Source organism: Nocardia sp. NPDC056952 (assembly GCF_042674185.1).
Lineage (GTDB): Bacteria > Actinomycetota > Actinomycetes > Mycobacteriales > Mycobacteriaceae > Nocardia.
Map to the genome: position 1 here is coordinate 1 of NZ_JBHURA010000001.1, position 14,328 is coordinate 14,328.

Annotated in this window: 10 protein-coding genes and 1 pseudogene; 7 read left to right on the forward strand and 4 right to left on the reverse strand. The window is 66.7% G+C overall.

What is annotated here, in order from left to right:
* Positions 1 to 82: 82 nt before the first annotated feature.
* Together ilvD and ACFTS5_RS00010 are read right to left on the reverse strand one after the other, a co-directional pair.
* Positions 83 to 1,921, reverse strand: a pseudogene (gene ilvD, locus ACFTS5_RS00005) (dihydroxy-acid dehydratase); the annotation flags it as partial.
* 306 nt (positions 1,922 to 2,227) lie between these two features.
* Complete coding sequence (locus ACFTS5_RS00010; RefSeq protein WP_378626244.1) at positions 2,228 to 2,998, reverse strand: PH domain-containing protein; 771 nt, start codon at positions 2,996 to 2,998, stop codon at positions 2,228 to 2,230.
* A 314-nt stretch (positions 2,999 to 3,312) separates the two neighbouring features.
* On the opposite strand from ACFTS5_RS00010, the gene ACFTS5_RS00015 reads away from it, so the two are divergent.
* The 4 genes from ACFTS5_RS00015 to ACFTS5_RS00030 all read left to right on the forward strand — a co-directional run bounded on the left by ACFTS5_RS00015 (position 3,313) and on the right by ACFTS5_RS00030 (position 8,058).
* Positions 3,313 to 5,241: an acetolactate synthase large subunit gene (locus ACFTS5_RS00015; RefSeq protein WP_378626246.1), complete on the forward strand. Its 1,929-nt coding sequence runs from the start codon at positions 3,313 to 3,315 to the stop codon at positions 5,239 to 5,241.
* On the forward strand, positions 5,238 to 5,741 hold the full coding sequence (gene ilvN / locus ACFTS5_RS00020; protein WP_019048314.1) for an acetolactate synthase small subunit: 504 nt from the start codon (positions 5,238 to 5,240) through the stop codon (positions 5,739 to 5,741). Before ACFTS5_RS00015 ends, ilvN begins: the two co-directional genes overlap by 4 nt.
* A 77-nt stretch (positions 5,742 to 5,818) precedes the next feature.
* Positions 5,819 to 6,820, forward strand: coding sequence for a ketol-acid reductoisomerase (gene ilvC, locus ACFTS5_RS00025; protein WP_174551969.1), 1,002 nt, complete (start codon positions 5,819 to 5,821; stop codon positions 6,818 to 6,820).
* A gap of 158 nt (positions 6,821 to 6,978) precedes the next feature.
* Entirely contained in the window at positions 6,979 to 8,058 is a 1,080-nt protein-coding gene (locus ACFTS5_RS00030) for a DUF4185 domain-containing protein (RefSeq protein ID WP_378626248.1), read from the forward strand.
* A gap of 33 nt (positions 8,059 to 8,091) precedes the next feature.
* On the opposite strand, the gene ACFTS5_RS00035 is transcribed toward ACFTS5_RS00030, so the two are convergent.
* Complete coding sequence (locus ACFTS5_RS00035; protein ID WP_378626249.1) at positions 8,092 to 8,502, reverse strand: WD40 repeat domain-containing protein; 411 nt, start codon at positions 8,500 to 8,502, stop codon at positions 8,092 to 8,094.
* 108 nt (positions 8,503 to 8,610) lie between these two features.
* Between ACFTS5_RS00035 and ACFTS5_RS00040 the strand changes: the two genes are divergently transcribed.
* The 3 genes from ACFTS5_RS00040 (at position 8,611) to ACFTS5_RS00050 (ending at position 13,760) form a co-directional block, all read left to right on the forward strand.
* The gene (locus ACFTS5_RS00040) at positions 8,611 to 11,541 is read left to right on the forward strand and encodes a toll/interleukin-1 receptor domain-containing protein (protein WP_378626250.1); all 2,931 of its coding nucleotides are present in this window, start codon (positions 8,611 to 8,613) and stop codon (positions 11,539 to 11,541) included.
* 71 nt (positions 11,542 to 11,612) lie between these two features.
* Entirely contained in the window at positions 11,613 to 12,995 is a 1,383-nt protein-coding gene (locus ACFTS5_RS00045; protein WP_378626252.1) for a TRAFs-binding domain-containing protein, read from the forward strand.
* Between the two features lie 48 nt (positions 12,996 to 13,043).
* Positions 13,044 to 13,760 (forward strand): hypothetical protein, encoded by a 717-nt coding sequence (locus tag ACFTS5_RS00050; protein WP_378626255.1) that lies wholly within the window; start codon positions 13,044 to 13,046, stop codon positions 13,758 to 13,760.
* Here the strand turns inward: ACFTS5_RS00050 and ACFTS5_RS00055 are convergent, their stop codons facing one another.
* A complete protein-coding gene (locus ACFTS5_RS00055) occupies positions 13,761 to 14,213 on the reverse strand; it encodes a DUF4231 domain-containing protein (RefSeq protein ID WP_378626257.1) in 453 nt (150 codons plus the stop codon). It lies immediately after the preceding gene.
* Positions 14,214 to 14,328: the final 115 nt, after the last annotated feature.

Consider the following 14,328-nt stretch of genomic DNA (forward strand, 5'->3'; position numbering starts at 1 on the left):
GGCAGCTTCTCCTCCGACAGGATGATGACCTGCCACTGGCCTGCCTCGTCGCGCGAGCGAAGGGCTTCGACGAAACGGTGTCCGGCACCTGACGAACGGCACCTTTGTCCGCCGACGTGGCGAGCGCCGCGTAGGCACGCAGGGCGGTGGTGACCGTGCGGTCGCGGTTGACGGGCTGCCACGGGCGCTCCGAGGCTTCCATCTTCGCGCGGCGTTCGGCCATGACCTCGTCGGAGACAAGCACTTCCAGCGCGCGGGTGTGCACATCGATGCGGATGCGGTCGCCGTTCTCGATCAGGCCGATGGCACCGCCCGAGGCGGCCTCGGGGGAGATGTGGCCGATCGACAGCCCCGAGGTACCACCGGAGAAGCGGCCGTCGGTGATCAGCGCACACACCTTGCCGAGACCGAGGCCCTTGAGGAACGAGGTCGGGTGCAGCATCTCCTGCATGCCGGGACCGCCTGCTGGGCCTTCGTACCGGATGACGACCACGTCACCGGGCTGGATCTTCTTACCGAGAATCATCGACACCGCGTCCTCCTGCGACTCGACCACCACGGCCGGGCCTTCGAAGGTGAACAGGTCTTCGTCGATGCCGGCGGTCTTGAGGATCGCGCCGTCGGGGGCTATGTTGCCGCGCAGCACGCACAGCCCACCCTCGACGGTGTAGGCGTTCTCGACGTCGCGGATGCAGCCACCGGCGGCATCGGTGTCGAGCGAGGACCAGCGGTTGCTGGTGGAGAACGGTTCGACCGTGCGCACGCCACCGGGGGCGGCGTGGAAGAGCTCGATGGCCTCCTCGGATGCCTTGCCCGAGCGGATATCCCAGGTGTCGAGGAATTCCTCGTAGTCGGCGGTGTGCACGGTGGTCACGTCGGTCTCGAGCAGGCCGCCGCGACGCAGTTCACCGAGGATGGCGGGGATGCCACCGGCGCGGTGCACGTCTTCCATGTGGTAATCCGAGTTCGGCGACACCTTCGACAGGCACGGCACCTTGCGGCTGATGTCGTCGATGGTCTGCAGGTCGAAGTCGATCTCGCCTTCCTGCGCGGCGGCGAGGGTGTGCAGCACGGTGTTGGTCGAGCCGCCCATGGCGACATCGAGGGCCATCGCGTTGCGGAAAGCCTTGGCGTTGGCCACGTTGCGGGGCAGCACCGAGGCGTCGTCGTCCTGGTACCAGCGCTTGGCGATATCGACGATCACCGTGCCGGCCCGCTCGAACAGCGCACGGCGCGCGGAGTGGGTGGCGAGGGTGGAACCGTTGCCCGGCAGCGCGAGGCCGAGCGCCTCGGTCAGGCAGTTCATCGAGTTCGCGGTGAACATGCCCGAACACGAACCGCAGGTCGGGCACGCGGAGCGCTCGACCTCGTCGAGGCCCTCGTCGGACACGGCCTGGTTCGCGCTCGCGGAGATCGCGCTGACCAGGTCGAGCGGCGCCTGCGCGACACCGTCGACGACCACGGCCTTACCGGCCTCCATCGGCCCACCGGAGACGAACACGGCGGGGATGTTGAGACGCATCGCGGCGTTGAGCATGCCGGGAGTGATCTTGTCGCAGTTGGAGATACACACCAGCGCGTCGGCGGTGTGGGCGTTGGCCATGTACTCCACGGAGTCGGCGATGATCTCGCGCGAGGGCAGCGAGTAGAGCATGCCGCCGTGACCCATGGCGATGCCGTCGTCGACGGCGATGGTGTGGAACTCGCGTGCGATGCCTCCGGCGGCGGCCACGGCCTCGGCGACGATCTCGCCCATGTTCTTGAGGTGCACGTGACCGGGCACGAACTGGGTGTAGGAGTTCGCGATCGCGATGATCGGCTTACCGAAATCGGAATCGGTCATGCCGGTCGCGCGCCAGAGTGAGCGCGCGCCCGCAGCATTGCGGCCGATGGTGGTGGTGCGTGAGCGAAGCGGTGGCATGGAAGTCCTCGTGATGTCGCTGGGTGCGTGGCGAGCGTGCGCGCAGGGGGCTGACCTGCGTGGCACGTGCGCGATCGCGGTGCGTCCGGCAGCCCTTCACGTTACTCCGGCGAGCGATGGTCGCATCGCGCCGGTGGTGGCGTGCTGGGGAGCGGGAACCGGGGCTCGAGGCGGGAGTGTCGCTCCGTGAGGTGTCGCCGCGGTGGTGCCGTCGGCGCGGGGTTGCCCGGCTGCCGTCAGCTTACCGGTACAAGGCCGCCGCCCACCCGCTGATTCCCGACGTGCTGATTCCCACAGTGCCGGTCGTTATCGCTCGGACTCCGGCTCGTCCTTCGACTCCGACGGCGCCTTCGTTTCGGGCTCGGTCTTCGCGTCGGATTCCGTCTTCGCCGCGGCCCGCTCGGCAGCAAGGCGTTCGGCCTCGGCCGCCTCGGCGGCAGCGAACACATCGGGCAGTCGCCCGCCGGACGCTTCGATCAGCTCCCGCAACCGGTCGTATCCGACGGCAGGCAGCTTCACCTCGGATTCGTCGTCGAGCCGGGCGCGCACAGCGCCGCGCTTGGGAATGCTGATCCCTTTGATCCGGGCCCAGTCGAGGTGCTTCGTGCTGGTCATCGAGCTCAGATCCAGCCCGGTCTCGGACACGGTCGTGTGCGTGCGCACCACCCACCACACCGCGATCACCGGGGCCAGCAGCAGCGGCCACAGTACGGCCGGCCACCCGACGAACGGGAAGAACACGCAGAACGCCAACACCAGCACGCCGATATAGGCCAGGCGGGGAACGCCGATCACGTGCACACCCGGCGTCGGCGTGTTCGTCCGGCGCGGCACCAGCAGCCAGACGACCACCGCGACGGGCACGATCAGCCCGATCCGCACCCCCAGCGACCAGTCCTGCACGGTGCCGACGACGACGAAGGCCAGGTAGGCCAGCACCACCGCGCCGATCGCCGCGAGCCGCCCCGGACTGGCCGAGCGCAGGCCGCCGGGTCGCGACGGGCGACCCGTATCGGTTCCCTCGTCGGTGGTGTGGGACGATTTAGCCGGTGGCACGGACTGATGCGGTGATGACACCCTCCTATCCTCGCATCTTGGTACACGGACCCACGCAACCACTCGAGTCCCACAGAGTGGGACCGGAGCGGAAAGCCTGTTTGACTCGACGCACTACGCGCGCCTAACGTCGTATGCGTGATTCGAAACGAGCTCGTAATCGGCCGGCGCGTCCAGCGCTGAGCCTGACACCTAGTCAATACGTCAGCTCGCGTTTGCGACGCGCCACCCTCGAACAGCCATGCGCTGGGCGGGGGCTTTTTTGTGTTCGGGCGAATGCCAGCGGCCCTGTCGGGTCAGTCCGAGTCAGAACGAGACAGTGAGGAACGAAGACGGTGAGTGCACCAACCGCACGACCCGGGCCATCGGCCCGCAGGTCAGCGCCTTCAGCTACCCCTGGTAGCCCGGCGACCAACCCCACCCGCCGCCAGGTCGCGCCCGAGCGCGTGACCGGCGCCCAGTCGGTGGTTCGGTCCCTCGAAGAGCTCGACGTCGACACGGTATTCGGCATTCCCGGCGGCGCGGTCCTTCCTGTCTACGACCCGCTGTTCGACTCGAAGAAGGTCCGCCACGTCCTGGTCCGGCACGAGCAGGGCGCCGGTCACGCGGCGACCGGTTACGCGCAGGCCTCGGGCAAGGTCGGTGTGTGTATGGCCACATCCGGTCCCGGCGCGACCAACCTGGTGACCCCGCTGGCCGACGCCCAGATGGACTCGGTCCCGATCGTGGCGATCACCGGTCAGGTGCCGTCGAGCCTGGTCGGCACCGACGCGTTCCAGGAAGCCGACATCTCGGGCATCACGATGCCGATCACCAAGCACAACTTCCTGGTCAAGGACGCCGCCGAGATCCCGCGCACCCTGGCCGAGGCGTTCTACCTCGCCGCCTCGGGTCGCCCCGGCGCGGTCCTGGTCGACATCACCAAGGACGCGCTGCAGGCCCAGACCACGTTCTCGTGGCCGCCGGAGATGCGTCTGCCCGGCTACCGTCCGGTCACCAAGCCGCACGGCAAGCAGGTGCGCGAGGCCGCCAGGATGATCCTGGAGTCCAAGCAGCCGGTGCTCTACGTCGGTGGCGGCGTCATCAAGTCCGACGCCTCGCCGGAACTGCTCGAGCTGGCCGAACTCACCGGCATCCCGGTGGTCACCACGCTGATGGCGCGGGGCGCGTTCCCCGACAGCCACACCCTGAACATGGGCATGCCCGGCATGCACGGCACCGTCGGTGCCGTCGCCGCGCTGCAGAAGTCGGACCTGCTGATCACCCTCGGCGCCCGTTTCGACGACCGCGTCACCGGTCAGCTGGACTCCTTCGCGCCCGACGCGAAGGTCATCCACGCCGACATCGACCCGGCCGAGATCGGCAAGAACCGCCACGCCGACGTCCCGATCGTGGGCGACGCGCGTGAGGTGATCGTCGAGCTGATCGAGACCCTCAAGGCCGATCCGCAGGCCGGTGACGCACCGCTGCTGAACCTCACCGAATGGTGGGCCTACCTCAGTGGCATCCGCGAGAACTACCCGCTGGGCTGGAAGACGCCCAGCGACGGCTCGGTCTCGCCGGAGTACGTCATCGAGACCCTCGGTCGTCTCGCGGGCCCCGAGGCCATCTACTGCGCCGGCGTCGGCCAGCACCAGATGTGGGCCGCGCAGTTCATCAAGTACGAGAACCCGCGCACCTGGCTCAACTCGGGCGGTCTCGGCACCATGGGCTACTCGGTTCCCGCCGCGATGGGCGCCAAGATGGGCGCGCCGGACAAGGAAGTCTGGGCGGTCGACGGTGACGGCTGCTTCCAGATGACCAACCAGGAACTGGCCACCTGCGCGATCGAAGGCGTGCCGATCAAGGTCGCCCTGATCAACAACGGCAACCTGGGCATGGTCCGCCAGTGGCAGACCCTGTTCTACGAACAGCGCTACTCCAACACCGATCTCGGCACGCATTCCCTGCGCATCCCCGATTTCGTGAAGCTGGCCGAGGCGCTGGGCTGCGTCGGCATCCGGGTGGAGAAGGAGTCCGAGGTCGAGGACGCGATCCGCCAGGCCCAGGCCATCACCGACCGCCCGGTCGTGATCGACTTCATCGTCGGCAAGGACGCCCAGGTGTGGCCGATGGTCGCCTCGGGCACCAGCAACGACGAGATCATGTTCGCCCGCGGTATCCGTCCGCTCTTCGACGAGGACGAGTCGGTCTCCGAACCGGCCGTCATCCACGAGGCGATGGAACGCGAGCAGGCCACCTCCGAGAAGGGCGACGACGAATGAGCACCACCCACACCCTGAGCGTCCTTGTCGAGGACAAGCCGGGCGTGCTGGCGCGAGTCGCGAGCCTGTTCTCGCGCCGTGGCTTCAATATCGAATCCCTGGCCGTCGGTGGCACCGAGATCCCCGAGATCTCGCGTATGACGATCGTCGTGACCGTCGATGATCTGCCGCTCGAGCAGGTCACCAAGCAGCTCAACAAGCTGATCAACGTCATCAAGATCGTGGAGCAGGACGCCGACGCCTCGGTGGCCCGCGAGCTGATCCTGGTGAAGGTGCGGGCCGACGCGTCGGTGCGCACGCAGGTGATCGAGGCCGTGCAGTTGTTCCGCGCCAAGGTGATCGACGTGTCGCCCGACGCGCTGACCATCGAGGCGACCGGCACCCGTTCCAAGCTCGACGCGCTGCTGCGCATGGTCGAGCCGTACGGGATCCGCGAGATCGTGCAGTCCGGTGTCGTGGCCGTCGGCCGCGGCCCCAAATCGATCACCGCGACCCGCTGAACCTCCCTCAGCAACCTCCGCGATAACTTTTCCTAACCGCATTCATTCAGAAGGGACCAACCAAAGTGGCAGTCGAGATGTTCTACGACGACGACGCTGACCTGTCGATCATCCAGGGCCGCAAGGTCGCCGTGATCGGTTACGGCAGCCAGGGCCACGCGCACTCGCTGAGCCTGCGCGACTCCGGTGTCGACGTCCGCGTCGGCCTGGCCGAGGGTTCGAAGTCTCGCCCGAAGGCCGAAGAGGCCGGTCTGACCGTCGGCACCCCCGCCGAGGTCTCCGCCTGGGCCGACGTGATCATGGTGCTCGCCCCCGACACCGCGCAGGCGTCGATCTTCACCAACGACATCGAGCCCAACCTGAAGGACGGCGACGCGCTGTTCTTCGGCCACGGCCTCAACATCCACTTCGGTCTCGTCAAGGCTCCGGCCGGCGTCACCGTCGCGATGGTCGCCCCGAAGGGCCCCGGCCACCTGGTGCGTCGTCAGTTCGTCGACGGCAAGGGCGTTCCGGCTCTGATCGCTGTCGATCAGGACCCGACCGGCGAGGGCCAGGCCCTGGCGCTGTCCTACGCCAAGGGCATCGGCGGCACCCGCGCCGGCGTCATCAAGACCACCTTCAAGGAAGAGACCGAGACCGACCTCTTCGGTGAGCAGGCCGTGCTCTGCGGTGGCACCGAGGAACTGGTCAAGATCGGTTTCGAGGTCATGGTCGAGGCGGGCTACGCCCCCGAGATGGCCTACTTCGAGGTCCTGCACGAGCTCAAGCTGATCGTCGACCTGATGTACGAGGGCGGCATCGCCCGCATGAACTACTCGGTCTCCGACACCGCCGAGTTCGGTGGCTACCTGTCGGGCCCGCGCGTCATCGACGCCGGCACCAAGGAGCGTATGAAGGCGATCCTGACCGACATCCAGGACGGCACCTTCGTCAAGCGCCTCGTCGCCAACGTCGAAGGCGGCAACAAGGAGCTCGAGGGTCTGCGCAAGGAGAACGCCGAGCACCCCATCGAGGTCACCGGCGCCAAGCTGCGCGGCCTGATGAGCTGGGTCGACCGCCCGATCACCGAAACCGCGTAAGGTTTCACCACGTCTCGAAGGGCCCGTTCGCCACGTGCGAGCGGGCCTTTCGGCATTCTGACGTAACTTGGTGGCGTGACGGAAGCGAAACCAGCCCAACGATTTTGGTTCGAGCCGACCGGGGTGGGTGTGTCATCCGCGTCACGGATCTGAACCCTGTGCCGTCGGCTGACCTCGGCGGCGGCGATCTCGCGATTCCGTTCGAGCTGCCCAACGGCGATGTCGGCTTCATCTGGGGCGACTCGTTCTCCGGGGACGGCCCGTTCGGCCCACCGATGGGCGGCATCGGGAACTGGCGTTCCCCCGTCATCACGCGCACATCTGCGCGCGACCCCGCCGAGCCGATCGTCATGGCCACCGCGCCGGGCACCGACGGCCGCCAGCTGTGGGATTACCAGCACGACAACGCCGAGTACTCCACCGTCCTGCCGTGCGACGCGATGACCATCGACGGCCGGATCTACCTGTGGGTCATGTACACCCAGGGCCTGGGCAACGAGAAGTGGTGCGAGGTATGGACATCCGACGACAGCGGTGTCACCTGGGCGCGCAGCGGGTCGAAGTTCTGGTGCGGGGCCTTCGCCGGCAAGCGGGTCATGATCTCCTGGGCCAAGGACCCGCACAGCGACTGGGTGCACATCATCTCCACCGGCGGCCTGGCCAGGAACAAGGACATGCTGCTGTGGCGCGCGACGGTCGAAGGCCTGTCCGATCCGCACGCCTGGCAGGGCTGGGGCTGGGACGGCGACAACTGGGCCTGGAACCGTGAGCCCACGCCGATCCTGCCCGGTTGGCAATTCGGCGAGATCTGTCTGCGCTATGTCGAGAACAGGGCGGTGATCTCCGGATTCGACGCGGCGGACTACTCGATCTTCGTCAAGGTCGGCGACCGCATCGACAACACGAACTGGATCACGACCCACACCCACCGGCCGATCACCGGGATGCCGCGCGGTGTCGACACCGTCCCGCGCCTGTACGGCGGCTACGTACACCCCTACAGCAGGCTCGAGGACGGCAAGTTCACCCTCATCGTCTCCGAGTGGGCGGAGAACGGGAACCCCTATCGGGCGACCCAGTTCACCTGCACCGGGATTCGCCGGAAGGTGCTCGTCCCGCCACCCGACCCCGAACCGACGCCCGAGCCTTGGCCGACTCCACCACCGGACCCGCATCTGACCTGGTGGCAGGAGCTCGTCCGCCGAGTCGACGAGTGGCGCAGGCGGCTTGGTCTGTAGCGTCACCCGGCGCCCTTGTTCGATGACGGCGGTTCAGGATTTCGATCGGCAGGCGGCTGAAGTCGGTAAAGCGGCGCGGAAGCGGGTTTCTCGTACCGCGTTGGGGAGTGGAAAACCGGAGCCGGGCCGGGAGGACCCGGTGACGATCACGGTGCCAGCAGCGTTCGTCGCGACTGATCCGGCACCGACGAGTTCGGCCGCCTGAGCTCCGGTGGTGGCATCCCAGATACGTGCCGTGCGGTCGGTCCCTCCGGTCGCGATGGCGGTCCCGTCCGGGCTGAACGCTATTCCGGGCACGGCGTCGGTATGCCCTACAGCATGTTTCAGGCCTGCCATGGGATCGACGGTGGCAAAGAGGACCCGGGGAAGCTGATTCGCCACGTGAGAGTGGGATTTTCGGTATTTCGATATGCATTGCACCGTGTCGCGTCTCGCGAATTGCATGCTGTGACAGGGCTGGACGTCGATGTGCCGTGATACCGGCCCCTCGTTGTTTTCGGGAAAGACTGGACACCGGGCGCGCGGTGTCCCATCCTGGGCGAGGTGACCAATGTGTATGCAGCCATACAGGTTTGGGGTGGACGGTGGCTGTGGCGAAAGCGGTCGACGACTCGACCACGACAACCCGACGTCTTCATCTCCTACAGCCACCGAGCCGATCACGATCTCGCGCCCGCAGTGCGCACCGGCCTCGCGCACCTCGCGCGTCCGTGGACCCGCACGCCCGCGCTGAAGGTGTTTCTCGACGAGAACGACCTCACGGCGACACCAACCCTGTGGCCCGACATCGAGAAGGCACTCGCCGATTCCCAGTACTTTCTGTTGCTGGCATCACCCGAGGCAGCTGCGTCGGGGTGGGTACGCGATGAAGTCGATTATTGGCGTCGGCACAAGGATCCCAGCCGGTTCCTCTTCGCGCTGACCCACGGCGCCGCGCCACAATGGGACGCCGATGCTACGGACTACGACTGGAATGCGACCGATGCGCTGCCGGATGTCTTGCGCGGCTACTTCACGCACGAGCCGAAGTGGGTCGACCTGCGCGAGGGGCGATTCGATCGGGCCGATCTGCGTGATCTGCGGTTTCAGGATGCGATAGCGACGCTCGCCGCGCGAGTGCACGGGCGCAGCAAGTCCGACCTGGTCGGCGAAGACATCCAACAGCAGCGAACCTTCGAGCGGCGTCGCAACGCCGCTGTCGCCGGGTTGGTGGGGTTGCTCGTGGTGGCGATTCTGACCGGAGTAGGGCTGTTCTTCCAGGTGCGCGAAACACGGGAACAGCGAGACGCCGCCGAACTGCAGGCACGGATCGCGACCTCGAGGGCGCTTGCGGCCCAGGCCGCGAACCTGATCGGCGACGAAGACGATCTGGCGTATCTCTTGGCGTTGGAGGGGCTTCGGCTCGGCGCGACCAGGGAACCGGTCGACGCCTTGAACCAGGCCCTCACCAACGACCGACTGGCGCGGACACTGCGTGGCCACCGCGGCGCGGTGTCGTCGGTCGCGTTCAACGCGAACGCCACGCTGGTGGCCAGCGGCGGTTGGGATTCGACGGTGCGGGTGTGGGACGCGCGGTCCAGTAGACAGCTGCGGCAACTGGAAGGCCACACGGGAGGCGTCTCGGCCGTCGCCTTCAGCCCGAAGGACGCGGTGCTGGTCACCGCGGGTAACACGTCGGACGCGACCGTTCGGGTGTGGAACACCGAAACATGGGAGCAGGTAGTTCCACCGTTGCTGCAGGCAGGCGGCGCGGGGCGGCTCGCTTTCAGTCCGGATGCGTCGCTGCTGGCGAGCGCGGGCAGCGGCGACTCGGTGCGGTTGTGGGACACGCGGACCTGGACGGAGCTCAGCGATCCGCTGATCCACCCCGGCGGCGTCACCGCGTTGGCTTTCGGCGCGGACGGCACCCTGGCGACGGGCGGGGCGGACAAGACCGTGCGGTTGTGGAACCCGCGTACTCGCCAACAGTTGGGTGATCCGCTGCCGGGCGCCAACCGGGGTGCGACCGGGGTGACTTCGATATCGTTCAGCCCGGATATGAGGTTGCTCGCCATCGCCGATGCCAACCTCTTCGGCACCGTCACCTTGCTGGATCTTGCTACCCGAACCGCGATCGGTGACCCGTTGCAGGGGCATTCGAGCGTCGTGCCACAGGTGGCGTTCAGTGCGGACGGTCAGTGGTTGGCGACGGCGAGCTGGGACGGTGATGTGCGCCTGTGGGATCCGAATACCAGACAGCAGATCGGCGAACCGCTGACCGGCCACGACGATCCGCTGTTCGCCGTGACGTTCAGCTCAGTCGGCAGGCGACTGGCGATCGGTACCGCCGACGGGTCCGTGCGGCTGCTGGATCCGGACAATGTGAAGGAGACCGGTGGGCTACTCCGCGGTCACCGTGACAGCGTCACCGGTGTCGAGTTCAGTGGCGACGAGGTGGTGACCGCCGGGCTGGACGGGACAGTGCGGCGCTGGGACCCGAAAACCGGCAAGCCGGCGGGCAAGGACCTCATCGGTGCAGGCGACCCGTTGCCCCCTGGTCAGATCTTTCGTACCGACGATTCTCGCGCCGGATACAGGGGGCCGGTGACGGCGATGGCCATGCGTCCTGGCCCCACGCTGGTCGGCGCGCTCGGACTCGTCGAGGAGGACGTGTGGATCTGGGATGTCGAGAACGGGAAGAAGCTCGTCAAGGAACTCGATGAGAAGGGTGTCGAGGCGATCGCCTTTCATCCGAGCCGAGATGTCCTCGCCGCGGGGTCGGACGGCACGGTCCGGCTGTGGGACGCCAGGACGGGCCGACAGCTCGTCGGGTCGCCGATCGCAGATGCAGGCACGGTGTCGGCGCTGGCCTTTCATCCGCGTACCGGGTTGCTCGCCGTTGGCGCCTTCGACGGTTCCGCGCGGGTTTTCGACATCGACACGGGCAAGCCGATCGGTCCACCACTGAAAGCAGGCACGGGAAAGGTCGAGGCGCTTGCCTTCGATCCCACCGGGGAACGACTGGCGGTCGCCGGTGTGGCAGTGCAGTTGTGGGATCTGCCCTCCGGACAGCCGCTCGGGCCGCCGATGCGTGGCGATGCTGGTGGGATGAACTCGGTCGCTTTTCACCCGAGTGGAAAGTTGTTGGCCACCGGCGGTGACGACAAAACGGTTCGAATATGGAACGCGGAGACTCGACAGCAAGTTGGCGAGCCTCTACTTGGGCACTCCGGCCCGATCACGTCATTGGCATTCCATGTGGACGGCGAAATGCTGGCCTCCGCGAGTGACGACGACACCGCCAGGGTTTGGGGTCCGCAGCTGTGGATTAGGGAAGCCTGTCGACGGGCTGGTCGCAATCTCACCGAGACGGAGTGGGATCGGTATCTCGGGGACAGGCCGTACACGCGAACCTGCCAGGAATTCGACGCGGGCGAAGGAGCGGAGCCGAACGCCGGGATCGGCTCGGCCTATCCGACGCTGTACGACATCTATCTCGGATGAGCCGGACGAGATCACGAATCTCGCTGGTGCGATGAACACTGTTGCGTCGCAAGCTGATCGGACGGTCAAATATGAACGACAACGTATTTTCGGCGAAGCCGCTGTGCTTTGTGATCATGCCCTTCGGCACCAAAGGCGAGGCGGCCTCGGCGATCGAGTTCGACCGGGTGTACGAGTCGATCGTCAAGCCCGCGGTGCAGGACGCGGGCATGGCCTGCCTGCGGGCCGACGAAGAGCAGTTCGGTGGGTTCATTCACCGAGCGATGTTCGAGCGTTTGATGGTGTGTGACTACGTGGTCGCGGACCTGACGCAAGCCAACGCGAACGTGTACTACGAGCTCGGAATCCGCCATGCCCTTCGACCCTGGAGCACTGTACTGATCTCGGCAGCGGGATTCCGGTTGCCGTTCGACCTCGCCCCTGAACGAGTCCATCGGTACGAGCTGGACGCGGTCGGGTGCCCGAGTCGCCAGGAGGTCGACCGCGTGGAGCTGACGAAACAGCTGCGGCTCGCGCGCGCCGAACAACGTACCGACAGCCCGTTGTTCGAGCTGTTCACCGGGCTGACGGCGCCCAAGCTCTCGAAGTCCGATCTCGAAGCCTTCAACGACCGCTTCGAAATTTCCGAAGCGGTCCGTCGGCAACTCGACGAGGCACGTGAGGCGGCGCGCACCGATGATCGTCGTGGACGTGAAGAGGCCGTCGAGCAGATATCGCGGGTCCGTCGGGCTCTGTCGGACCTACACGGGTACGACGAGAGCCTGTTGATCGATCTGCTGCTCGCCTATCGGGACTTTCGGATGTGGCAGGAGATGATCGACCTGGTCGAGGACCTTCCGCCCTATCTCGCCCGCAGTGTAACCGTGCGCGAGCAGCGGGCCTTCGCGCGAAATCGATTGCAGCCGGGGAGTATCGTCGCCGAGAACGAACTGCGTGAGCTGTGTCAGGAGTACGGCAGCAGTAGTGAGACCCTCGGCCTCCTCGGCAGGATCTACAAGGACCGATGGTCCGCCGCGCAGGGCACACCGCAGGCACGCGGATACCTTCGGCTCGCGATCGAGACCTACACTGCCGGGTTCGAGCTCGACTGGCGCGACTACTATCCCGGCATCAACGCGGTTCATCTGCTGTGGATCGATGACCGAAACAGCAAGCGTCTCGCGCAGCTGCTCCCGGTGGTGGAGTACGCGGCACGTGCCCGCATCGTCCGAGGTGGGGCAACGTATTGGGATTACGCCACCATGATCGAGCTCGCGATCTACGACGGCCGAATGCCCGATGCGCTGGATTGGCTGGATCAGGCGCTCGGCACAACGCCCAGTGATATGGAAAAGGAATCGACCTACACGACGATCAGGCGATTGCGTAGCTACTGTGACGGCGACGACGAATACTGGGACGCGCTGATCGAGGGGTTGGCCCCTGAGTCGCGTGGGCTCGCGGATCAGTCGTGAGCCAACGAAGTATGTTGCCTCACAAGTGAGATCGACAGAAAGGGCGCCGTGTCCCCGCCAACTATCACCACCCTGAATTCGCTCGATGAGATCGGCGAATCCTTGCGACGGACCACGCTGACGCTCGGTCGCCCGGTCCTCGTGCTGGTCGGCGGTGCCGCCGGGCTGCCCGTCGACACCGACAGTCCGCTGGCCCGTCTCCTCGTCGAGCACGTCGTGCCACTGGTCGAACAGCTCGGCGCGGTGGTCGTCGACGGCGGCACCGACGCGGGTGTGATGCGCATGGTCGGTGATGCGCGGCGCGCGGCGGACGCGACATTCCGACTGGTCGGCGTGGTGGCCGAAGGCACAGTGCGGTTACCCGGAGCGCCCCCACCGCGAAGCCCGGATTGGGCGCACGTCGAGCCGGGGCACACCGATATCGTGCTGGTGCCGGGCTCGCAATGGGGTGACGAGTCCCCGTGGTTGGCGGCGGTGGCCACGGCGATCGCGGGCCGTGCGGGCTCGGTGACGATGCTCGTCAACGGCGGGGCCATCGCCTACGTGGATGTGCGCAACAGTTTGGCGGTGGGTAGGGCGGCTGTTGTGCTCGCTGGATCGGGTCGAACGGCCGACGAGATCGCCGATGCCAGGTTGACCGGGACGAACGAGCGCGCCCTGGCGATCGCGGACTCCCCGCTCACCACGGTCGTCTCGATCGCGGACCCCGTCGCCGTCGCGGCCGCTCTCCGTGCTCGGATCGTCGAATCCGCCGAACGTGAATAGCTACTTCTGCGACTCGTCGGCCTCTTCGTACAGCGCGACCCATGACGACGTCTCCGCGGCGATGATCGCCTCGGTGCGATCGGCGAGTGCCCGCTTGCGCCCGCCGTCACGGTAGGGCCCGGACTTGGCCAGATACAGGAATTTCTCGCGTTTGAGCGCCTCAGCCGTCGCGCGATAGCGAATCCAGTTCGACTGCCACTGAAACAGCTGCAGGGCTCCCTCGGCCGCCACGACGGCCGCCGCGATGGTTGCGGTGATAACAGCGGGGGCGGCCAGTGCCGCGACCGGGAGCAGTGCGCCGATCACGATCTGCGCTAGCTTGATCCGCTTGTATACGCGCTGAGCGGCCGCGGCCTTGGTGCTATACCACGTCAACTGCCCGGTCAGACGTTCCCAGGCGACGTCATCGTCGCCGTGGTCAGGGCGGACCGGCGTGTCGATCTGGGTGCTCATGGTTTCTCCGATGGGACCGCGAGAGGGATCGCTGCCGTCCCGGAAAGCGACCGTTCGGTTCAATCCTGTTGCGGCAGAGTGGATCAGCTGTGCCGTCGAGAATAGACGACCCGGG